General features: G+C 62.1%; 18 protein-coding genes and 2 tRNA genes. 15 read left to right on the top strand and 5 right to left on the bottom strand.

From position 1 onward, the window contains the following. Positions 1-28 precede the first annotated feature (28 nt). Positions 29-1774, bottom strand: a complete 1746-nt coding sequence (locus tag CTR2_RS04350) for a methyl-accepting chemotaxis protein (protein ID WP_087084939.1) — start codon at positions 1772-1774, stop codon at positions 29-31. A 190-nt stretch (positions 1775-1964) separates the two neighbouring features. On the opposite strand from CTR2_RS04350, the gene CTR2_RS04345 reads away from it, so the two are divergent. From CTR2_RS04345 to CTR2_RS04335, 3 genes are read left to right on the top strand one after another with little or no spacing between them, the layout of a single operon-like run. After that, positions 1965-2828, top strand: coding sequence for a 3',5'-nucleoside bisphosphate phosphatase (locus CTR2_RS04345; protein WP_087085248.1), 864 nt, complete (start codon positions 1965-1967; stop codon positions 2826-2828). 18 nt (positions 2829-2846) lie between these two features. Beyond that, positions 2847-3491 (top strand): L-threonylcarbamoyladenylate synthase, encoded by a 645-nt coding sequence (locus CTR2_RS04340; protein WP_003066094.1) that lies wholly within the window; start codon positions 2847-2849, stop codon positions 3489-3491. Between the two features lie 10 nt (positions 3492-3501). Further along, on the top strand, positions 3502-3825 hold the full coding sequence (locus CTR2_RS04335; RefSeq protein ID WP_087084940.1) for a hypothetical protein: 324 nt from the start codon (positions 3502-3504) through the stop codon (positions 3823-3825). 1 nt (position 3826) lies between these two features. Here CTR2_RS04335 and CTR2_RS04330 read toward each other — a convergent pair whose 3' ends face one another. After that, positions 3827-5083: a methyl-accepting chemotaxis protein gene (locus CTR2_RS04330; protein ID WP_087084941.1), complete on the bottom strand. Its 1257-nt coding sequence runs from the start codon at positions 5081-5083 to the stop codon at positions 3827-3829. A gap of 226 nt (positions 5084-5309) precedes the next feature. Between CTR2_RS04330 and CTR2_RS04325 the strand changes: the two genes are divergently transcribed. From CTR2_RS04325 to CTR2_RS04305, 5 genes are all read left to right on the top strand, one after another. Continuing rightward, positions 5310-5978 carry a site-2 protease family protein gene (locus CTR2_RS04325; protein WP_087084942.1) on the top strand — a complete coding sequence of 223 codons (669 nt, stop codon included), beginning with the start codon at positions 5310-5312 and terminating at the stop codon, positions 5976-5978. A gap of 42 nt (positions 5979-6020) precedes the next feature. Beyond that, entirely contained in the window at positions 6021-7322 is a 1302-nt protein-coding gene (locus CTR2_RS04320) for a tryptophan--tRNA ligase (protein ID WP_087084943.1), read from the top strand. A gap of 79 nt (positions 7323-7401) precedes the next feature. Further along, positions 7402-8112, top strand: a complete 711-nt coding sequence (locus tag CTR2_RS04315; RefSeq protein WP_087084944.1) for a response regulator transcription factor — start codon at positions 7402-7404, stop codon at positions 8110-8112. A gap of 72 nt (positions 8113-8184) precedes the next feature. After that, complete coding sequence (locus CTR2_RS04310) at positions 8185-9891, top strand: FecR family protein (protein WP_087084945.1); 1707 nt, start codon at positions 8185-8187, stop codon at positions 9889-9891. Positions 9892-10007: 116 nt separating this feature from the next. Then, on the top strand, positions 10008-12353 hold the full coding sequence (locus CTR2_RS04305) for a CHASE2 domain-containing protein (RefSeq protein ID WP_087084946.1): 2346 nt from the start codon (positions 10008-10010) through the stop codon (positions 12351-12353). 53 nt (positions 12354-12406) lie between these two features. On the opposite strand, the gene CTR2_RS04300 is transcribed toward CTR2_RS04305, so the two are convergent. The 3 genes from CTR2_RS04300 to hrcA all read right to left on the bottom strand — a co-directional run bounded on the left by CTR2_RS04300 (position 12407) and on the right by hrcA (position 13736). Further along, a tRNA-Arg gene (locus tag CTR2_RS04300) sits at positions 12407-12483 on the bottom strand. Positions 12484-12599: 116 nt separating this feature from the next. Then, positions 12600-12676: transfer RNA gene (locus tag CTR2_RS04295), tRNA-Ile, on the bottom strand. A gap of 52 nt (positions 12677-12728) precedes the next feature. Next, positions 12729-13736, bottom strand: coding sequence for a heat-inducible transcriptional repressor HrcA (gene hrcA, locus CTR2_RS04290; protein WP_087084947.1), 1008 nt, complete (start codon positions 13734-13736; stop codon positions 12729-12731). A 29-nt stretch (positions 13737-13765) separates the two neighbouring features. Between hrcA and CTR2_RS04285 the strand changes: the two genes are divergently transcribed. The 7 genes from CTR2_RS04285 (at position 13766) to CTR2_RS04255 (ending at position 21336) form a co-directional block, all read left to right on the top strand. Beyond that, positions 13766-14665, top strand: a complete 900-nt coding sequence (locus tag CTR2_RS04285) for an NAD kinase (protein WP_003066061.1) — start codon at positions 13766-13768, stop codon at positions 14663-14665. Between the two features lie 2 nt (positions 14666-14667). Continuing rightward, the gene (gene recN / locus CTR2_RS04280) at positions 14668-16425 is read left to right on the top strand and encodes a DNA repair protein RecN (protein ID WP_087084948.1); all 1758 of its coding nucleotides are present in this window, start codon (positions 14668-14670) and stop codon (positions 16423-16425) included. A gap of 4 nt (positions 16426-16429) precedes the next feature. Next, a complete protein-coding gene (gene rapZ / locus CTR2_RS04275) occupies positions 16430-17353 on the top strand; it encodes an RNase adapter RapZ (RefSeq protein ID WP_087084949.1) in 924 nt (307 codons plus the stop codon). A 29-nt stretch (positions 17354-17382) separates the two neighbouring features. Then, positions 17383-18066: a winged helix-turn-helix domain-containing protein gene (locus tag CTR2_RS04270; protein ID WP_087084950.1), complete on the top strand. Its 684-nt coding sequence runs from the start codon at positions 17383-17385 to the stop codon at positions 18064-18066. A 5-nt stretch (positions 18067-18071) separates the two neighbouring features. Continuing rightward, positions 18072-19526, top strand: coding sequence for a two-component system sensor histidine kinase CreC (gene creC / locus CTR2_RS04265; protein ID WP_087084951.1), 1455 nt, complete (start codon positions 18072-18074; stop codon positions 19524-19526). A 107-nt stretch (positions 19527-19633) separates the two neighbouring features. Next, positions 19634-21058 carry a cell envelope integrity protein CreD gene (gene creD / locus CTR2_RS04260; RefSeq protein WP_087084952.1) on the top strand — a complete coding sequence of 475 codons (1425 nt, stop codon included), beginning with the start codon at positions 19634-19636 and terminating at the stop codon, positions 21056-21058. Then, the gene (locus tag CTR2_RS04255; RefSeq protein WP_087084953.1) at positions 21055-21336 is read left to right on the top strand and encodes a hypothetical protein; all 282 of its coding nucleotides are present in this window, start codon (positions 21055-21057) and stop codon (positions 21334-21336) included. Before creD ends, CTR2_RS04255 begins: the two co-directional genes overlap by 4 nt. The last annotated feature ends 19 nt before the right edge of the window (positions 21337-21355 follow it).

Below are 21355 nucleotides of genomic sequence, written 5' to 3'. Positions count from 1 at the left end.
GGCCTGCAAGCGGGTGTCGGCCTGCGGTTTAGAAAGTTTCCCAGTCCCCATCGTCGGAGTCCGCAGCAGGCTTGGCCTTGCTGGCACTCAGTGCTGTGGGAGCCGGGCCAGCAGGCGCTTTCTTGATCGCGGGTCTGGCTGCAGCAGCAGTCTGCTTCACCGGCGCCATGGCCGGCATGGCGCGGCTGGCCGAGCGCTGAGGTGTGGCGACCTTGGCATAGCCGGCTTCATGGCCGAGCTTGAAGACTGAGACCACTTCGGCCAGGCGACGCGCCTGCTCCTGCATGGACAGCGCCGCCGCACTGGATTCCTCCACCAGAGCCGCGTTCTGCTGCGTCATCTGATCCAGATTGCTCACCGCCTGGTTGACCTGGTTGATGCCGTCGCGCTGCTCGGTGGACGAGGCCGTGATCTCTCCGATCAGATCGCTGACGCGGCGCACGCTGGCCACGATCTCGCTCATGCTCTGGCCCGCCAGCTCCACCTGTTGCGAGCCCGACTGCACATTGTCCACGCTGGTGGTGATGAGCTGCTTGATCTCCTTGGCTGCCTCGGCGCTGCGCTGCGCCAGGCTGCGCACCTCGCCCGCCACCACGGCAAAGCCACGGCCCTGCTCGCCGGCGCGTGCCGCTTCCACGGCTGCATTCAGAGCCAGGATATTGGTCTGGAAGGCAATGGAGTCGATCACGCCGATGATGTCGGCAATCTTGCGGCTGCTGTCGGTGATCTGGCCCATGCTCTGCACCACCTGCTGCACCACGCGACCGCCTTGCTCGGCCGCCTGGGCAGCGGTCGAGGCCAGTTGATTGGCCTGACGCGCAGTGTCGGCAGACTGGGTGACGGTGGCCGTCAGCTCTTCCATGCTGGCCGCGGTTTCCTCGAGGTTGGCCGCCGTCTGTTCGGTGCGTGCCGACAGGTCCTGGTTGCCCGTGGCAATCTGGCCCGAGGCCGAAGAGACGGATTCCACGCCCGAGCGTACCTGGCCGACGACAGAGCGCAGGCGCTCTGCCATGGCGTTCAGGGACTTGAGCAGACGGCCCAGTTCGTCATGACGGTCATTGCGCACGGTGGCCGTCAAGTCGCCGGCAGCGATGGAATCGGCCAGAGCTACCGCCTCATTCAACGGAGCGATGATCGAGCGCAGGATCAGAGCCGCCATCGCCAGACCCAGCAGAACGATCAGGCCGCAGACCAGACCGATAGCCACATAGGCCTGAGACTGACGTGCTTCGCCATCGGCAATCGCACGCTGGCTACGTTGCTCCTGCAACTGCACGAACTTGCGCTGCGCCTCCACATAGACCTTGGCGTTGGGACGCAGCTGCTTTTCAACCAGATCGAAGGCAGTCGCAAAATCATTGTCTTTGCGCGCAGCCTGCACGGCGGCATTGCTCTCCAGCGTGGCGCGCCTGCGCTCGGCGACCTCGTCCAGCACCTTGCGCGATTCATCGTCAGTGACCAGCTCGTTGAGCTTTTTCTGCAGTTCGGTGATATGTGCAATCCCGTCACTCATCAGCTTGCGCTGCTGCTCCACCAGGTTTTCCTCGGAGGAAATGGCCGCGACGATGGAGCGATCCACACTTTGCTCGGTCAAATGACGCCACTCGCTGGCAATGTTGGCAGCCATTCGGGTACGTGTGGCCTCCTTGGAGATGCTCACATACACACGATCCAGATAGATCAGGCTGCCTGCAGATACCAGCAGCAAGCCCGCCAGCAAGCCAATCACCAAAGCCCACAGCTTTTGTGACACAGAGAACTGATTCAATTTCATTTTTTTATCCATCTCAATAGATCAAGCAAAACCGTGGCAGCCTTAACGAATTCAGAAACTCACAAGCGCTGTAGCCAATCCTTAATCGGCATACTGGCGGGAGATTTGAGCTTTGTTACAAGCTACGACCGCAATAGCGCTCGTGCTATGACACAAATCATGATTGCGTACAGCCACCTACAATCAAGCCGTGCCCAAAACCTATCTGAACGCCGATCTGCACTGCCACTCCGTCGTCTCCGACGGCACTCTGACGCCCGAGCAACTGGCTCTGCGTGCCGCCGAGCGAGGGGTTGAGCTCTGGGCGCTGACCGATCACGACGAGGTCGGCGGCCAGCACCGGGCAGCAGCCGCAGCCAGCTCAGCAGGGCTGGACTATCTGACAGGCACTGAAATTTCCGTCAGCTTCTCGGGCAGCGGCGTACATATCGTGGGCCTGGGCTTTGACGCCGACGATGCCGCTCTGACGCAAGGCCTCTACGACACGCGCCACGGCCGCGGCCCGCGCGCCCGCGAAATGGCCAGGCAGCTGGAGCTGGCCGGCATTCCCGGTGCCTATGAAGGAGCGCTGCGCCACGCAGGCAACCCCGAGCTGATCTCGCGCACCCACTTTGCCCGCTTTCTCGTGGAGACCGGGGTCTGCGCCGATACCTATGAGGTCTTCAAACGCTATCTGACCGAAGGCAAGCCTGGTTATGTCGCCCATGTCTGGGCGAATCTGGAGGACGCCGTGCGCTGGATCGTGGAGGCAGGCGGCGTGGCCGTGATTGCTCACCCGGCGCGTTACGACTTGAGCCAGAACGAGGAATATGCGCTGTTTTCCAAGTTCAAGGAGCTCGGCGGCCAGGGCGTGGAGGTCGTGACCGGCAGCCACCGCCCGCACGAATATGCGATCTATGCCGATCTGGCCCTGGAATTCGGCCTGGCCGCATCGCGCGGCAGCGACTTTCACAGCCCCGATGAATCGCAGATAGACCTGGGACAGCTGCCCTATCTGCCCGGCCAGCTCACTCCCGTCTGGGAGCTGCTGCAGGACCGCATACAGCGCGCATAAATCACAGAGAGAGATTGCATGACCACCGTTTTTGAAGTCTATCCAGAGAACCCGCAACCCCGCATCATCAAGCAGGCTGCGGACATGCTGCGCAAGGGTGCCATTCTTGCCGTACCCACCGATTCCAGCTATGCCCTGGTCTGCCACCTGGACGACAAGAACGCCGTGGACCGCATGCGCCGCATCCGGCAGATCAACGACAAGCACCACCTCACGCTGCTGTGCCGAGACCTGTCCGAGCTGGCCAACTATGCCCGCGTGGACAACCGCCAGTACCGCTTGCTCAAGCTGGCCACGCCAGGCCCCTACACCTTTATTCTTGAAGCCAGCAAGGAAGTGCCCAAGCGCCTGAGCCACCCTTCGCGCAAGACCATCGGCCTGCGGGTGCCGGATCGCAAAGGTCTGCAGCTGCTGCTGGAAGAGCTGGGCGAGCCCTTGCTGGCCACCACCTTGATCGCGCCCGGCGAGACCGAGCCGCTCAATGATGCCGAGTCGATTCTGGAGCGCTTCCCCCATGAGCTGGATGCCGTGGTCGACTCCGGTGCCTGCCCGCAGCAACCCACCACAGTGCTGGACCTCACGCCCATGGCCTTGAACAATCCCCCCGTCGTGGTGCGCCAGGGCATGGGCGGCCTGAAAGACATAGGCCTTCAGCCTGAATAGGCATGTCCCCATGCAAGAGCAGCAGCTGCCGCAAGACTTTGTTCAGCGTCACTGGCCCTGGCTCATCGGCTTTTTGTGCACTTACTCTTTGGTCGTGGGGCTGGTGTTTCGGCAGACATCCCAGCTATGGACGGTCTATGCCCTCGCGACTCTCTGGACGGCATGGACGATTCGGGCTTATGCCAGGGGCCAATCATTCCATGTCTCGCCAGGGCTGTCGGCACAGGCGGATGACTCCATGCTGCGCCGCAGAGTCCTGCTGGGAACGGCTATCTGCCTCCATTTCGGCTTTACCCTCGTAGCCATTTACGGCTATCTGCACGAAATTCGCTGAATCAAAGCTCTTCATAGGCCAGCTCGCGGGCACGAACTGGACGCGCCTGCGCGGCCCCAGCTCCGCGCGGAGCCGGCATGGCAGAAGGAGCCAGACCAGGTGACTCATCGTCATCGAGTTTGAAGGCCCCCACCGCCTGCTGCAGATCCTGCGTGCGCGCATTGAGCGCAGCAGCGGCTTGCGTGGCCTGCATGACCAGGGCTGCATTTTCCTGATTGGTGCTGTCCATGTGAGCCACGGCCGTATTCACATGGGCGATGCCCTCGCTTTGCTGCTGCAGCGCGCCGGAGATTTCACTCAGCAGACCTGTGACCTGACCCACGGACTGCATGATTTCCTTCATGGTGCTGCCGGCCTGGCCCACCAGGCCAGAGCCGCTTTCCACCTGAGTCACGCTGGCCGTGATCAGCTCCTTGATCTGTTTGGCCGCTTCGGCACTGCGCTGCGCCAGCGAGCGCACCTCGCTGGCCACCACGGCAAAGCCACGCCCCTGCTCTCCAGCGCGGGCCGCTTCCACGGCCGCATTGAGGGCCAGGATATTGGTCTGGAAGGCGATGCCTTCAATGACCTGAATGATGTCCACAATCTTGCGCGAGCTGCCGCTGATGGCATCCATGGTGTGAACGACCTGGTCCACCACATCACCGCCACGACCGGCCGTGGCCGATGCAGTGACTGCCAGAGAGCTGGCCGAATGAGCGCGCTCTGCGTTCTGGCGCACGGTGACGGTGAGCTGCTCCATGCTGGCTGCGGTTTCGGTCAGCGCGCTGACCTGCTGCTCGGTGCGGCTGGAGAGGTTGATGTTGCCCGCATCGATTTCATAGGCCGAAACGGCCAGCGAATCGGTGGACTGCTTGATGCGCCCCACCAACTCGGTCAGCGTGTCTTCCATGGTACTCAGCGCAGTCAGAAGACGGCCGAACTCGCCTTCGGCATTCGAAGAGAACTCCTTGCTCAAATCACCTGCCGCCACGGTCTCGGCAATCAGGATGGCTTCCTGCAAGGGCGCCACGATACGGCGGCGCAGGCTGATCCAGGACCAGGTGCAGGAAATGCAGACCCAGGCGCCCAGTGCCAGCAACCACCAGCGCGAACGCTCGACTTCCGCCATCAAGCTCTGCGACTGCTGCGCCGTGAGCGATCCCGCCTTCAACACCTCCAGCACATCAGACATCGCTGACCAGGCAATTCCCATCAAAGCCAGGACAAAAACACTGATGCTGACAAATGCAATCACCAGTCGCTTGCTTACCGTCATATTGATCCCCTTGCCCTGTCCTGCCGAACGCCGTGTTATGTATTGATGTCGTCAACCCGCACAAAACCTGTTCCGCTGCGCAGGCAGCAACCACGGATTTGCGCGAGTTGCATTTTGCTACATCTGGTTTACCACACAACTATGTGCAACCCGTATTTCTGCAACAGCAAGCGGCTTGTCCCTGCACAAGACAGCAGCTTGGCGCGACGTCTGAGACAATCAGTGCGTGGAACTCACCGAACTCATACAAACCGTACTGATTTACGCACTGCCCGTGCTGTTCGCCATCACCATCCATGAGGCGGCGCACGGCTATGCTGCGCGCCACTTTGGCGACAACACTGCAGCCATGATGGGCCGCATCACGCTCAACCCCATCAAGCATATCGACCCCATCGGCACCATCTTGATGCCGCTGCTGCTGTATTTCGCTACCTCGGGCGCGTTTCTTTTCGGCTATGCCAAGCCCGTTCCCGTGCGCTTTGACCATCTGCGCCACCCCAAGCGCGACATGATCTGGGTAGCGCTGGCCGGTCCTGCCTCCAATTTCGTGCAGGCCGTGTTCTGGGGTCTGCTGCTGATCGTCTTCGTAGGCACAGGTCTGCACGAGCGCTTTTTCCTCGAGATGTGCCGCGCCGGCATTCTGGTCAACCTGGTGATGTGGGCTTTCAATCTCTTTCCGCTGCCGCCTCTGGACGGCGGCCGCATTCTGGTCGGTCTGCTGCCCTGGAAACAGGCACAACTGGTGGCGCGTGTCGAGCCCTATGGCTTTTTCATCGTCATGGCACTGGTGATTGCCGGCGTGGTCGGCAGCTACTGGCTGCGCCCGTTGATGAGCCTGGGCTACTCGGCCATCGATCTGATCCTCTACCCCTTCATGGCCTTGTTGCGCTGATCCCAGCACCTGGTCTGCTACTGATATCTGTTGTTGATCCCTATGAGCACCACCCGTTTTCTGACCGGCATCACCCCCAGCGGTACCCCACACCTGGGCAATTACGCAGGCATGATGCGTCCCGCCATCGAAGCCAGTCGCGACAAGAATGTGGAGAACTTCTACTTTCTGGCCGACTACCACGCGCTCATCAAGTGCCAGGACCCCGAGCGCGTGCAGCGCTCGACCATCGAAATCGCCGCCAGTTGGCTGGCCGCGGGACTCGACCCCGAGCATGTGACCTTCTACCGTCAGTCGGACATCCCCGAGATTCCGGAGCTGACCTGGTTCCTGACCTGCGTGACCGGCAAGGGCCTGCTCAACCGCGCCCACGCCTACAAGGCGGCGGTGGACAAGAACAATGCATCCGGCAGCGAACCTGACGACGGCGTGACCGCCGGTCTCTTCATGTACCCCGTGCTCATGGGTGCCGACATTCTGATCTTCAACGCCAACAAGGTTCCTGTGGGTCGCGACCAGGTGCAGCACCTGGAGATGGCGCGCGACATGGCGTCGAGCTTCAACCACATCTATGGCGGCGAGTACTTCACGCTGCCCGAGGCCGTGGTGGAAGAGTCCGTCGCCACCCTGCCCGGCCTTGACGGCCGCAAGATGAGCAAAAGCTACAACAACACGATTCCGCTGTTTGCGCCACGTGAACAACTCAGGAAGCTCATCAACAGCATCACCACCGACTCGCGCGCCCCCGGCGAGGCCAAGGAAGTCGAAGGCTCGGCCCTGTTCCAGATCTATCAGGGCTTTGCCAGCGAAGACGAAAGTGCCGCCCTGCGCCAGCAATATGCCGAAGGCATTGCCTGGGGCGATGCCAAACAGACACTGTTCGAGCGCATCGACCGCGAAATCGCCCCCATGCGCGAGCGTTATGAATACCTGATTGCCCACCCCGCAGAGCTGGAAGAGATTCTTCAGGCCGGTGCCATCAAGGCACGCAAGCTGGCGACCCCTTTGCTGCAGCAACTGCGCGGCGCCGTGGGCATCCGCAATCTGGCGCAAGCCAGCAAGGCCAAGACCAAGGTTGCCAAGACGGCGCTGCCCCAGTTCAAGCAGTATCGCGAGTCCGATGGCCAGTTCTACTTCAAGCTGGTGGCTGCCGACGGCCAGTTGCTGCTGCAAAGCCTGGGCTTTACCGCCCCCAAGGAAGCGGGGCAGAACATCGCCCGGTTGCAGCGCGAAGGCGCGACGGCTCTGGCCGCCATCAAGCCGCGCCTGCAGACGCTGGCCGACGTCAGCGACGATCAGGTGATCCAGGCCCTGGAACAACTGCGTGAGGCCGCCGAGCAATAGCTCCTCACCCCCTATGGGATGCTGCCTCCTCACTCACGGGGCAGCGCGGATTTAATCCTTCGCACTAAAGGAACGACCGATGCGTATTGCTGCCCTGGATGACGATCCACTACAACTGGAACTGTTGCAACAAGTCGCGACGGAAGCCGGCCACAGCTGTCACTCTTACCTCAAGGGGGCCGCCCTGCAGCAAGCCCTGCGCCGCGAAAGCTTCGATTTGCTGCTGATTGACTGGGAGCTGCCCGATAGCAGCGGGCCGGATATCGTGCGCTGGGTGCGCGAGCAGATCAGCAAGGAGGTGCCGGTCATCTTCGTGACCCACCGCAGCGAAGAGGCCGACATTGTCGAAGGCCTGGCCAGCGGCGCCGATGACTTCATGATCAAGCCCATCCGCGCGGGCGAGCTGCGTGCTCGCATCTCCGCCCTGCTGCGCCGCGCCTATCCGCTGACCGCACAAAGCGTGCTGGACTTCGGCCCCTACCGCTTTCTCACCACCACCAATGGCATAGAGATGGACGGCCAGCCCGTGGAGGTTACGCACCGTGAATACACTCTGGCACTGACGCTGTTCCAGAACCAAGGCCGTTTGCTCTCGCGCGATCATCTGCGCGAAGTCGTCTGGGGCCATAACGCCGAGGTGCAGTCGCGCTCGCTGGACACCCATGTCTCGCGCCTGCGCAATCTGCTGAACCTGCGCGCCGGTCAGCCCTATGCCATTTCAGCCGTTTATGGCTATGGTTACCGCTTGGATGCCCCCGAAGCTGCGCAGCCCGCAGCCCCCGCTGCTTGAGTTCGGCAGCCCCCTCACCCATCTTTAAAAATGCCTGATTTACGTCAAAACCTCTTTTCCGCCCACTCCCCGATGCCCATTCTGGGCGCAGGCATGCTGTGGGTGGCGTTTGGAGGGATGACGGCAACAGGTCTGGCCCATGCCCAGATCACGCCCCGCGGCAACGATGTCATTGCCCACCGCGTGGTGACTGGAGATACGCTGGAGATGCTGGCAGCACGCTATCTTGGCGACCATAAGCGCTGGACAGCTCTGCAAAGCCACAACAAGGTGGAAGACCCTCTGCGTCTGCGCCCCGGCTCGGTGCTGGAAATTCCCACGCGCCTGTTGCGCGCCGCGATGGCTTCGGTGGTGTTTGTGCAAGGCGATGTGCAAAGCACACGCTCTGCGAGCCATCTCGCAGACTCCGTCAACGCGCCGCCTCAGCCCGTGCAAAAAGGCCAGCTGCTGCAGGAAGGTGATTCGCTCCAGGTTCCGGCCAACGCCTTTGTCTCCGTCCGCCTGGCAGATGGCTCACTGGTGCGTGTGCAGTCCGAATCCGATGTCGAGCTGCGCCAGATGCGCCGCAAAGGCCGAGCCGGCAGTCTGCAGTCCGTCATCGATCTCCGCGAGGGCGCAATTGAAGCACAAGTGTCCAGGCAAGCCAATAGCGAGCGCCGCTTCGAGGTGCGCACCCCGGCGGCTTCGACCAGCGTGCGCGGCACCCAGTTTCTGGTGATGAGCGATGACGAGGGCCGCACGGCTGCTGCCGTCGACGAAGGCTCGGTCGCCGTGCAGACGGGCCAGCCCTCAGCCTTGCTGAGGCCTGGTCAAGGTCTGTCCGTTTCCGCCAACGGCCAGATCGGCAGGCCCACTGCCATGCTGGGGGCTCCCGATATTGCGGCCTGGCCCGCTCTTGTCGAAGACGCCAACTGGGTCAGCCTGCCCCTGCCTGCCATGGCCGGTGCCGTGCGCTACCAAGTGCTGCTCGCTCAGGACAAGGAGCTGACCCAGATCGTGCGCGGAGGCATGTTCACCAAGTCACCTGCACGCCTGACGGGTGTGGAAGACGGCAGCTACATTGCGGCCATTCGCGCCATTGACGTCAACGGCATTCCTGGCAAACGCAGCCTGCAAGCGTTGCGCGTCAAAGCCCATCCGGTGCCCCCGCTCTATGAGTCTCCAGCACCTGAAGCCACCATCGGACAGGGCCAGCACGGCCTGCAATGCACCCAGGTGGCGGAAGCCTCGGCCTACCGCATCCAGGTAGCCACCGCCGACGGCAGCTTTGCCCGGCCACTCATCGACGCCAACGACCTCAAGGACTGCGCCCTGCCTGCCAGTACGCTGGCCAAGCTGCCTGTCGGCGAATATATGTGGCGCGTAGGCAGCATCCGTAAGCTCGGCAGCGGCCAGCTGGATGCGGGTCCTTTCGCCGCCCCGCAAAAGATGAAACTGGCCCTGGCACCCAAATCGCCCGAACTCCAGATCGGCGGCGCGCCCGGCGAAGGCAGCCGCCATATTCACTGGGCAGGTGAAGAGGGTCAACGCTACCGTATCGTGGTGGCCAGCGACGCCGGTTTTACTGCGCCCCTGATCGACACCTGGATGACCCAGCCTCAGTGGAGCACGCAGGGTCTGCCTCCTGGCACCTACTATCTGCAGATGCAGGTCGAGGATGCCAACGGCCTGCGCAGCAATCTCTCTGTCGCGCGCCAATTCCAGACCGGCAACTGGGTGACCTCGTCCGAGGGACAGGCGCTGACTTCCGGCGACGGTTCACGCCTGATGCGCCAGTAAAAACCATAGCTGCCAGCGCTTGAATTCCATGAAGCTTCATAGGATTCATATCTTGATCGCTTATATGACAGGCGCTGGAAGCTATTGTTTTACGAGCTTCTCACCGAGTCGCCCATATGGTTGAAGCTCCCAACCTGCGTAAAAACCGCTTGCAGGACCTGCGCCTGAGCTGGCTGCTGCTCAGCGCTTTCCTGCTCGGCATGACCTGGTGGCTCAGCGGCCCGGGGCAGCTGGCACGTCTCAACGGCATTATTCAGGACACCTCGGCCTGGCTTCATCAGCGTCCTGCCTCGCCCGAAGTCGTCATCGTGGCCATCGACGATGACAGTATCGACAGCATAGGCCGCTGGCCCTGGCGGCGTGCGCTGCACACAGCCTTGCTGGATCGCATCGCGCAGGGCCAGCCCCGCGCCATCGGCATGGATGTGGTCTTCAGCGAGGAAGACTGGGACTACCCCGGCGACGATCTGCTGCTGCAACGAGCACTGAAAAAAAGCGGCAACGTAGTGCTGCCCGTCACGCGTGCCGCGCAAAGCGCTGCCACCGCCCCTTTACAGAGCCTTGCCAGCGAGGCTGCTGCTCTGGGGCACACCCAGATGCCTGTGGATGCCGACGGTGTGGTGCGACGCTTTTATGCGCAGGAAGGCAAGGCCGGCCAGCTCTGGTGGCATATGGCGCTGAGCCTGCACTGCGTGGGCCAGAACGCCCAACCCTGCCAACCATCTGCCCCACCTCCAGCAGGCTCGGTTGCAGCCGACTCCTGGCAAAAGCTGCAGCCCCAGTTCATCGCCTTTGCCCAGGCGGCGCAGGACCGTCAGAAAAGCCTGGGCTCGCCGTTCACCACCTACTCCTATATCGACGTCTTGCGCGGCAACATTCCGGCAGCCGCCTTTCGCGGCAAATACGTGCTGATTGGAGCCACTGCCGCAGGTCTCGGCGAAAAATTCACGGCCCCCATCGGCTTTGATGCGCGCCTGATCTCGAATGTGGAGATGCTGGGTCATGTGCTCAACGGCATCCTTCAGGACACACATCTGGAGCCAGCCACTGCCACGCTCAACCGCAGCCTCAATGTGCTGCCCGTGCTGCTGGGCCTGCTGGCTCTGGCCTGGCTCGGCCCTTCTGGCGGGCTGATTTCCAGCATCCTGCTGGCCTTGCTCAGTCTGTCGATAGCCGGTTTGGCGCCGCGTTGGGGTCATGTGCAGACAGCCCCCGCTGCGGCACTGCTGAGCCTGTCGCTTGCCTACCCGCTCTGGAGCTGGCTGCGCCTGCGCGCCGCCACACGCTTTCTGGCGCTGGAGCTGCGCGATCTGCAAGGCCAGGGCCTGCCCGCCCCCTCGCTCAAGAGCGATGCACTCGATCAGCGGATCGACGCTGTGGAACAAGCCTCGCGCCAGCTGCGCGCATTGCATCACTTCGTCAGCGAAAGCCTGCGCCAACTGCCCTCGGCCACTTTTGTCTGCGACCGCGAAGGGCTGCTGCTGCTTGCCAACACGGCCGCGCACCGCTATATCGAAAGCCTGGAACACAAACTCCAGCAAGGTGACGATCTGGTCGCCTTGCTCCAAGGCCTGAACAGCGCCAGCAGCGGCGGCGCCCGCACTGCCAGCAGCACACCACTGCTCACGCGCAGTGCATTGCAGCAGGCCACTCTGTCACGCCAGAGCGAAGGGCGCGACACCCAGGGCCGCCATCTGATGCTGCTGAGCCAGAGCTTCGAGGCACCGCCCACCTCAGGCTGGCTCATCACCCTGGTCGATATCAGCGACCTGCGCAGTGCACAGGCCCAGCGCGACCAGGCCATGCAGTTCATCTCCCACGACATCCGTGCCCCGATAGGGTCCATCATCACCTTGCTGGAGATGCAGCGCACAGGCAAGCGCATCGAGTCGCAAGATGCACTGTTTGACCGCATTGAGAGCTATGCCCAGTCGTCTCTTCAGCTGGCAGACGATTTTGTGCATCTGGCCAGAGCCCAGCAGCAGCAATACCGCAGCGAAGTCCTGGATCTGGGTCTGCTGGCGGATCAGGCCGTCTCGGATTGCTGGACCCTTGCCCAGCAGCAGAACATGCAACTGCTATTCCAGCTGCCGGATGCCGAAGCCTGCGTACATGGAGATCCCGGTCTGCTGCACCGCGCCGTCATCAACCTGCTGAGCAATGCCATCAAATACGGCAAGCCACAGACTGGGGATGGCGGAGCCCAAGTGGAAGTCGCCGTTGTCGAGCAAGACAACCAATGGGGCATCGCCGTGCGCGATCACGGATCCGGCATGGACGAGGCATCGCTGGCCAGACTCAGCCAGCCGTTCGAGCGCCTGCAGCAACACCAGCGCATGGATGGCGTGGGCCTGGGCCTGGCCTTCACGCGCACCGTGGCACAGCGTCATGGCGGCAGCCTGCAGATAAGCAGCCAGCTGGGCCAAGGCAGCAGCTTCACCTTGCTGATACCCAAAGCCTGAGTCCAGAAACGAAAAAGCCTCAGAACTTTTCAGTTCTGAGGCTTGACGTTTTGTGGTGCGGCTGGCAGGAATCGAACCCACGACCCCTTGGTTCGTAGCCAAGTACTCTATCCAGCTGAGCTACAGCCGCAACAGGGTTGTATTCTAGCAGTGCAAAAACGGCTCTCGGACCAAATCGACAACTTTTTCGCGTTCATGCAAAGAAAAAGCCTGCCATCGGTGAAGACGGCAGGCTTTCATGCAGCTTGGTAGGGCGTGGCGGACTTGAACCGACGACCAAAGGATTATGAGTCCTCTGCTCTAACCAACTGAGCTAACGCCCCAACACTGACAACAGCCGTGGCTGCCACCAGAAAAACTTCGCCATTGTAGGGCCTAACGCTTGTGGCTCAGAGCATTGCTCACCAGTTTGGACGTGATATCGACAATCTGGATCATCTTGTCGTAGTGCATACGCGTGGGGCCGATCACCCCCAAGGTGCCAACCACCTTGCCGTCGAGCTCATAGGGAGCACTCACTACGGACAGATCTTCAAATGGAACGATCTGGCTCTCGCCGCCGATGTAAATGCGTACGCCATCAGCCTGATTGGAGAAGTCCAGCAGCCTGAGAATCTGCGTTTTCTGTTCGAACAGGTCGAAAGCGCGGCGCAGATTGCCCATATCGCTGGAAAAATCGCTCACGGACAGCAGATTACGCTCGCCGGCGATCACCACATCCTCGCGATCATGGTTGCTCATGACCTCAGTGCCTACATTCACCGCTGCCTGCATGAGGCTGGCAACCTGGCCCCGCAATTGCTCCACCTCGGTTTGCAGCCGCGTGCGCACCTCCTCCATTGCCAAACCGGCGTAGTGGTGATTGAGGAAATTCGAGGCTTCTATCAGTTGCGAGGACTCGTAGTCCACATCTGTGAAGATCACGCGGTTTTGCACATCGCCCTCGGGCGAGACGATGATGACCAGAAAGCGCCGCTCCGACAGGCGCACGAACTCGATATGCTTGAAGACGGAGCTGCGACGCGGCACCATGACCACACCCACGAACTGGGAGAGGTTGGACAGCAGATTGGCCGCATTGGCAATCACCTTCTGCGGCTGTTCAGGCATCAGGCCGGGCGTTACAAGATCGCAGCGGTCCACAGTCAGCATGGTGTCGACAAACAGGCGGTATCCCCTGGCTGTCGGCACGCGGCCTGCCGATGTGTGAGGGCTGATGATCAGACCCATCTCTTCCAGGTCGGCCATCACGTTGCGTATGGTGGCAGGCGACAATTCAAGCCCGGATGCACGTGAAAGAGTGCGCGAGCCGACTGGTTGACCGTCAGCGATGTAACGCTCGATCAGCGCTTTGAGCAATAACTTGGCACGTTCGTCGAGCATGATTTCATTTTAATGATGTAATTTCCCAGATGACATCCACGTTCCACCATATTGCCCTGATCGGCAAGTACCACACACCCGCAGCAGGCGTTCCGTCCGATGCAGCCAGCGAAGCGCTGCAACGGATTGCCGGTTACGTGCGCAGCCTGGGTTGTGAGGTGATTCTGGATACCCAGTCGGCCATCTATGCGGGCCTGCCCGATTACCCGAGCATGGACGTGGACGGCCTGGGCAGGCATTGCGACCTCGGCCTGGTCGTGGGCGGCGACGGCACCATGCTGGGTGTGTGTCGCCATCTGGCACGCTATGGAACGCCGCTGGTCGGCATCAACCAGGGCCGCCTGGGGTTTGTCACCGATATCGCCCTGGATGAATTCGAAGCCTCCATCACGCCCATATTGCAGGGCGAGTACGAGGAAGACGAACGCACGCTGATGAATGCTCGCGTCATGCGCGACGGCCAGTGCGTGTTTGAAGCACAGGCCATGAATGACGTGGTGGTCAACCGTGGCTCGACCTCGGGCATGGTGGAGCTGCGCATCGAGGTCGGCGGCAGCTTTGTCTCCAACCAGCGCGCGGACGGCTTGATCGTGGCCACTCCCACGGGCTCCACCGCCTATGCGCTATCGGCTGGCGGCCCCATGCTGCACCCATCGATTCCGGCCTGGGTGATGGTGCCCATCGCGCCGCACAACCTCTCCAACCGCCCCATCGTGCTCTCCGACGCCCAGGAAGTGACTATCGAGGTGGTGGGCGGCCGAGGCGACGCCAGCGCGAACTTCGACATGCAGTCCCTGAAATCGCTGCAGCATGGCGACCGCATCCTGGTGACGCGCGCCGATCACAGCGTGCACTTTCTGCACCCCAAGGGCTGGAATTACTTCGATACCCTGCGCAAAAAACTGGGCTGGAACGAGGGAGGCGTCTGACCATGGCCTTGAAGCGCATCGTCCTGCGGGACTTTGTGATTGTCCAGTCACTCGATCTGGACTGGCAGACCGGCTTCACGGTGCTGACCGGCGAAACCGGGGCCGGCAAATCCATCATGCTCGATGCCCTGCAACTGGTGCTGGGCGCGCGAGCCGATGCACAGGTGGTGCGCGAAGGCTGCCCTCAGGCCGATATTTGCGCAGAGTTCGATTGCCCACCCCATCTTCATGAATGGCTGGAAGAGTCGGGTTTTGCGCAGGAGCAGGATTTGCTGCTGCGCCGCGTCATCGACAGTCTGGGCCGCAGCCGCGCCTGGATCAACGGCTCTCCCGCCACGGCCACGCAGCTGCGCCATCTGGGCGATCAGCTGATCGACATTCACGGCCAGCATGCCTGGCAAAGCCTGACCCGCCCGGACGCAGCACGCGCCATGCTGGATACCTACGGCGGCATTGAAACGGCCCAGCTCAAATCGCTTTGGCAGGACTGGCGCCAGAACCATCAGGCACTGGAGCAGGCGCTCTCGGCCCAGGACAATCTGCAACGCGAACGGGAACGGCTGCAATGGCAGATTTCCGAGCTGGACAAGCTGTCGCCGCACGCCGAAGAGTGGGATGAGCTCAATGCCCAGCACACACGTCTGTCACACGCGCAGACCTTGATGGACTCGGCCCAGTCCTGCCTGCAACTACTGGAGGATGACGATTCGGGAGCGGCCACCCCATTGGGCAGGGCCCACCACCTGCTGCAGGATCAGGAGCATCTTGAGCCTGAGTTTCAGAGCATTGCCGACGTACTGGGCTCCTGTGTGGCCCAGTTGCACGATGCCCGTCACTCGCTGCAGGCCTATCTGCGCCGCGCCGATCTGGATCCCGAGCTGCTGGCCGATCTCGATGAACGCCTGTCGCTGTGGATGCAACTGGCGCGCCGCTACAAGCGCACACCCGAGGACTTGCCCGCCCTGCTCGAAGGCTGGAAACAGGAGCTGCACCAGCTGGATGCTGCCGTCGATGTGGAGGGGCTGCGCGCCAAAGAGCAAGCCGCCCACCTCAGGTATCAGGCCGAAGCGCGCAAAATCTCGCAGCAGCGAACCCTGGCTGCACCACGCCTGTCCCGCGCCATCACCCAGTCCATGCAAAGTCTGGGCATGAAGGGCGGCCGTTTCGAAGTGCAGCTCGAGCATGCCGATACCGCCAGTCCTGCGGGCACGGACAGCATCACTTTTCTGGTTGCAGGCCATACCGGCGCCACGCCCAAGCCCGTTGCCAAGGTGGCATCGGGCGGCGAGTTGTCGCGCATCTCGCTGGCCATTGCCGTGACCACCAGCGAACTGGGCCAGGCCGGGACCCTGATTTTTGACGAGGTGGACTCCGGCGTGGGTGGAGCCGTGGCCGAAACCGTGGGCCGCCTCATGCACTCGCTCGGCGATTCACGCCAGGTGCTGGCCGTCACTCACCTGCCCCAGGTCGCTGCCTATGCAGACCAGCACTACCGGGTGACCAAGCGCCCCAAGTCCAACACCACCATCAGCAGCGTGGATCCACTGACTGGCGAGGAGCGCGAGATGGAAATGGCCCGCATGCTGGGCGGCGAACACCTGTCCGAAGCAACCATGGCCCATGCCAGAGAAATGCTGGCCATGGCAAGATTGCCTGCAAAGCAGGCCGCCAACAGCGCCCAGCGTCCATCGGGCACCCAGGCCCGAAGTGCCAAGGCCAGCACTACAGCACGCAAAAGCGGCAAAGTCAGAGGAGTTTGAAATCATGTCCATGGAGATTGTTCTGATCAGCGGCATGTCCGGATCGGGCAAATCCGTTGCGCTGCATGCGCTGGAGGATGCTGGCTACTACTGCGTCGACAACCTGCCCCCGGAACTGCTGCAGTCCTTTGTGGAGCTCAAGCTCAATCATCAGGACGAGAAAGTGGCCATTGCCATGGATGCACGCAGCGCCAAGGGCCTGCCTCAGCTGCCTGAGCAGCTGCATCGCCTCAAAAAGCAGGGGCTGATGCCACGCATGATTTTTCTCGATGCCGACAGCAGCACTCTGATCAGGCGCTTTTCGGAAACCCGCAGGCGCCACCCTCTGTCTCCAGGCACCCAGACGAACGAGCGCCAGGCGCTGGAGCTCGATATCGAAAAGGAACGCGAGCTGCTGGGCCTGCTGCGCGACCGCTCCATCGTCATCGACACCGGCGACCTCAAGTCGGCACAGCTGCAAAGCTATATCAAGCAGATCATCGAAGCCCCCACAGGGCAGATGACGCTGATGTTCCAGTCCTTTGGGTTCAAGCACAGCATGCCTACAGACTCTGACTATGTGTTTGATGTGCGCATGCTGCCCAATCCCTTCTACGACAAGGAACTGCGTGTCTTGACGGGCCTGGACAAGCCGGTTGCCGACTATCTGGGCGCCTTGCCCGAGGTGCAGCAGATGCAGCTGGATATACAGCAGTTCCTCGAACGCTGGCTGCCGCTGCTGGCCAGAGACCACCGCAGCTACGTCACCGTGGGCATAGGCTGCACGGGCGGGCAGCACCGCTCGGTCTTTCTCGTCGAAGCTCTCGCCAGGCACTTCGAGAAGCAGTGGCCCACCGTACGCCGCCACCGCTCACTGGATTTTCGCGACAAATTCATCCAGGTCTCTCAGCAGTTTCTGGCTCCGGACTCCATCCACCCGATCAGCTGACCCGCATGCTCAGCCCTCAGACGTCAGCCATGCAGGTGCTGCTGCTCGAAGACGACCCAGCCATTGCAAGAACGATTTGCTACGCTCTGGAGCGCGAGGGCATTGCCGTCACCCACAGCCTGCTGATCGCCGATGCGCGCCAGCAATGGAGCAGGACAGCGTTTGATGTGCTGCTCATGGACGTAGGCCTGCCCGACGGCAACGGCCTGGACTGGTGCCGCGAGCTGCGCTCTGCCGGCTCCATTGTTCCGGTACTGGTGCTCAGTGCCAGAGGCGAGGAGATGGACAAGGTTCTGGGCCTGGAGCTGGGCGCGGACGACTATCTGACCAAGCCCTTCAGCCCGCGCGAGCTGCTGGCGCGCACCCGCGCCCTGCTGCGCCGCTCCAGGCAATTTCAGCCTGCAGCGCCCGCCCAGCTTGCGAAGACACTTCAAATAGATGAGCAAGGGCAGCGTGCACTGGTCCACAGCAAGGCGCTGGATCTGACAAGACGCGAATATCAGCTGCTGCAAAGCCTGGTCAACGCGGCAGGCCGCATCCTGAGCCGCGATGCCTTGCTGGAGCAAATCTGGGGGCTGGACAGCGAGAGCACGGATCGCACGGTGGACACCCACATCAAGACCCTGCGCGCCAAACTGCGCGAGCGTTTGCCCGATCAGGAACTCATCGTCACCCACCGCGGTCTGGGCTATAGCCTGAACCAGCCCGGATAGCCGGCATGCGTCTGGGCCTGCGTCTCTTCTTTGCCTTCTTCCTGATCAACGGCCTGGCCGCCTTTTTCGTGCTGCGCGTCTTCATGGTGGAGATCAAGCCCAGCGTGCGCAAGGTGACCGAGGACACGCTGGTGGAGACCGCCTATGCGCTGGCCACGCTGGCCAGTGCCGACATGAAAACAGGCCGGCTGCAAGCCGGTGCGGACAGCACGTTTGCCGCCCAGTTGCAGGGCTACACGCAAAAGCCGATACAGGCCTGGATCTGGGACACACGCAAGACCACGCTGGATATGCGCATCACCGTCACCGACGCCCGGGGCATGGTGCTGTTCGACTCTCAGGGCAAGGACCAGGGCGCCGACTACTCGCGCTGGCGCGATGTCTATCTGACGCTGCGCGGTGAATATGGTGCACGCACCACGCGAGCCGTCAAGGAAGACGAATCCAGCAGCGTCATGTATGTCTCCGCGCCCATCATGGTGGACGGCCAGATTGCCGGGGTTCTGACCGCCTCCAAGCCCTCCAGCTCGGTACAGAAGATCGTCGACGGCGCGGAGCAGAAGATTCTGCGCGGCGGCCTGCTGTTTGTGCTGCTGTCCGCCGCCGTGGGCTGTGCGGTCACCTGGTGGTTTGTGCTTCACGTGCGCCGGCTGCGCAACTATGCGCAGCAGGTGCAGGCCCCCACGCTCAACGAGTCTGCTCACCCCGCACAGGCCTCTGCCCCTGCGGCCATACCCGACATGCCCGGCGAGCTGGGCGAGCTGGCCCAGGCCATGGACAATATGCGCAAGCGCCTGGAAGGGCGCGACTATATCGAGGGCTATGTACGCGCCCTGACCCACGAACTCAAAAGCCCGGTAGCCGCCATACGCGGCGCGGGCGAGTTGCTGCAGGAAGAGCTGCCGCCCCAGGACCGGGCCATGTTCGCCGGACAGGTGGTGGACCAGAGCCTGCGTCTGCAAAACCTGATCGACCAGCTGCTCCAGCTCAGCCGTCTGGAGCAGCGCCAGCAGCTGGACACCAGCCATGGCTGCAGCCTGATGGAATGCGCCCGGCAGGCCGTGGACTCCCTGCAAAGCCATGCAGCGCAGCGCGGCATGGCCATGCGCCTGAGCGGCGTGGACAGCAGCGGCCCCTGGGAGGCCGGCCTGGTCACCCTGGCCATCAGCAACCTGCTGCAGAACGCCCTGGATTTCTCCGCAGAGAACAGCGTGATCGAGCTTGAGCTGGCCCCGCACCGCATCACCGTCAGCGATCAGGGCCCGGGCGTGGCCGAGCCCTTGCTGGCCCGCCTGGGCGAGCGCTTCTTCACGACCCCCAGACCCAACGGAGAGCGCAGCGGCACCGGACTGGGCCTGTCCATCGTCACCCGCATCATGCATCTTCATGGCGGCAGCATGCAGGTCCGCAATCGTCACCCCGGCCTTGTCGTGACACTGGATTTCGCTCCCCAAAGCTGAGCGACCAAGGCTTTCGGGCAGGACTTCACACCCGCTTCACAGACTTCATTGCGTCCACACAGTCGCTGCCGACACTGCGTCCTGAAATCCCTCATTCAGGAGCACGCATGAAAAACCGACTGCTGTTCAAGACAGTCTCACTGCTGATCGTTCTGGCCTTGCTCATGGCCGGCCTTTCCATGATTCAGGATGTGGTGAAAGACCGCATCCGCAACCGCGACTACGCCGTGCAAAGCGTGGTCTCCAGCCTGGCCGGCACGCAGACGCTGATGGGTCCTGCCCTGGTGCAGAACTGCACGGAAACCACCAGCACGACCAACGGCAAAAAAGTGGAATACAGCACACGGGAATTCCAGCGCATGCTGCTGCCCGACACGCTTAACCACGATGCCAACGCCAAAATGGAAGAGCGCTCACGCGGCCTGCATCACATCAACACCTATGTGCTGCACGACCAGATATCAGCCGGTTTTGCCAATGCCGCGCAGTATGCGGAGCTGCCCAAGCCCAGCGAGCCCAACGCCGTGGTGCGCTGCAAGAAGGTCTTTGCGGCATTCGCGCTCAGCGACCCACGCGGCATCCGCAGTGCGACGCTGCAGGCCAACGGCCAGGATCTGGCTGTCGAGTCCGGCACTCCGCTGGAGCGCTACGGCAAAGGCATTCAGGCGGAGATTGACGCCCGCCTGCTGAAAAAAGGCGAAACCCTGAACCTGGACCTCAAGCTGCAGCTGCTGGGCACGGAACAGCTCGCCTTCAGCCCCATCGCCACGGAAAGCAAGGTCACGCTGACTGCCGACTGGCCTCATCCCTCGTTTGGCGGCAGCTTTCTACCCAGCCGACGCGAAGTGACGGACAGCGGCTTCACCGCCAGTTGGGAGCTGTCCTCGCTGGCTACCTCTGCCAGCACGGCCTTCACCCGCCAGCAACGTCTTTGCAGCCCCGGCTACTGGGGCAGCTCGGAAACCTATGCCGCCTCCGCAGCCCGCGGCCATGACGACAGCGGTCCCTGCCTCGAAACCATGGACACGGAGTTCGTCAACCCCGTCAACGTCTACTCGCTGAACGAGCGCGCCACCAAGTACGGCATTCTTTTTGTGATCCTGACCTTTGTCGCGGTCGGCCTGTTCGAAGTCATGAAAAAGCTGCGCGTTCACCCCGTGCAGTACCTGCTGGTCGGCTCGGCCTTGTGCAGCTTCTTCCTGTTGCTGATCGGCCTGTCCGAGCATCTGGGCTTTGCCACGGCCTATGCGATAGCAGCCAGTTCCTGCGTGGCTCTGCTGGCCTTTTATGCCAGCCACATTCTGGGCAGCATCAGACGCGGCCTGCCGTTCGCGATGGCCATCTCGGCCCTGTACGGACTGCTGTATGTGCTGCTGCAGCTGGAGCAGACCGCTCTGGTTGTCGGCTCCATCGCCCTGTTCGGCGTGCTGGCCCTGGTCATGATCTGCACCCGCCATGTGGACTGGTACGCCTTTGGACGCAGCGAGAGCGAAGTGCCGAACAAGTCTTCGAAACAGGAGGAGGCCGCATGAGCCAGTCACGACACACCCCGCAGGCCCAGGCCTTGCTGAACGTTTCGTCGCGCCATCTGCTCGGCGAGCCTTGCCAGCTCAGCGTGCAGCAATACCAGCAACTCTGGCTGAGCGCACAGAGCCAAGGCGACCGCAGGGCGCAGCAAGTCCTGCGCCAGCAGGTGGTGGCCGCCGGCCGGCAATTGCAGGCGCAGCGCAGCAACCCGCAGGCCAGGGCCCTGTGGCTGGCCTTGATGGGGCTGCGCTGCTCCATGCTGATGCCCAGATTGCGCTTCTGAAATCTGCAGCCATGAAAAA

This window comes from Comamonas thiooxydans, from assembly GCF_002157685.2.
GTDB classification, from domain to species: Bacteria; Pseudomonadota; Gammaproteobacteria; order Burkholderiales; family Burkholderiaceae_C; genus Comamonas; species Comamonas testosteroni_H.
Note: the sequence above shows the minus strand (reverse complement) of the source record. Positions and strands in the feature narration are given on the sequence as shown.

What these genes read in the sequence shown, in the direction of transcription:
- CTR2_RS04330 (WP_087084941.1), bottom strand. Translation starts at nt 5,083, where the DNA reads ATGACGGTAAGCAAGCGACTGGTGATTGCATTTGTCAGCATCAGTGTT.
- CTR2_RS04305 (WP_087084946.1), top strand. Translation starts at nt 10,008, where the DNA reads ATGGTTGAAGCTCCCAACCTGCGTAAAAACCGCTTGCAGGACCTGCGC.
- CTR2_RS04340 (WP_003066094.1), top strand. Translation starts at nt 2,847, where the DNA reads ATGACCACCGTTTTTGAAGTCTATCCAGAGAACCCGCAACCCCGCATC.
- CTR2_RS04285 (WP_003066061.1), top strand. Translation starts at nt 13,766, where the DNA reads ATGACATCCACGTTCCACCATATTGCCCTGATCGGCAAGTACCACACA.
- creD (WP_087084952.1), top strand. Translation starts at nt 19,634, where the DNA reads ATGAAAAACCGACTGCTGTTCAAGACAGTCTCACTGCTGATCGTTCTG.
- CTR2_RS04270 (WP_087084950.1), top strand. Translation starts at nt 17,383, where the DNA reads ATGCAGGTGCTGCTGCTCGAAGACGACCCAGCCATTGCAAGAACGATT.
- CTR2_RS04335 (WP_087084940.1), top strand. Translation starts at nt 3,502, where the DNA reads ATGCAAGAGCAGCAGCTGCCGCAAGACTTTGTTCAGCGTCACTGGCCC.
- recN (WP_087084948.1), top strand. Translation starts at nt 14,668, where the DNA reads ATGGCCTTGAAGCGCATCGTCCTGCGGGACTTTGTGATTGTCCAGTCA.
- hrcA (WP_087084947.1), bottom strand. Translation starts at nt 13,736, where the DNA reads ATGCTCGACGAACGTGCCAAGTTATTGCTCAAAGCGCTGATCGAGCGT.
- CTR2_RS04255 (WP_087084953.1), top strand. Translation starts at nt 21,055, where the DNA reads ATGAGCCAGTCACGACACACCCCGCAGGCCCAGGCCTTGCTGAACGTT.
- CTR2_RS04310 (WP_087084945.1), top strand. Translation starts at nt 8,185, where the DNA reads ATGCCCATTCTGGGCGCAGGCATGCTGTGGGTGGCGTTTGGAGGGATG.
- CTR2_RS04315 (WP_087084944.1), top strand. Translation starts at nt 7,402, where the DNA reads ATGCGTATTGCTGCCCTGGATGACGATCCACTACAACTGGAACTGTTG.
- CTR2_RS04320 (WP_087084943.1), top strand. Translation starts at nt 6,021, where the DNA reads ATGAGCACCACCCGTTTTCTGACCGGCATCACCCCCAGCGGTACCCCA.
- CTR2_RS04350 (WP_087084939.1), bottom strand. Translation starts at nt 1,774, where the DNA reads ATGAAATTGAATCAGTTCTCTGTGTCACAAAAGCTGTGGGCTTTGGTG.
- rapZ (WP_087084949.1), top strand. Translation starts at nt 16,430, where the DNA reads ATGTCCATGGAGATTGTTCTGATCAGCGGCATGTCCGGATCGGGCAAA.
- creC (WP_087084951.1), top strand. Translation starts at nt 18,072, where the DNA reads ATGCGTCTGGGCCTGCGTCTCTTCTTTGCCTTCTTCCTGATCAACGGC.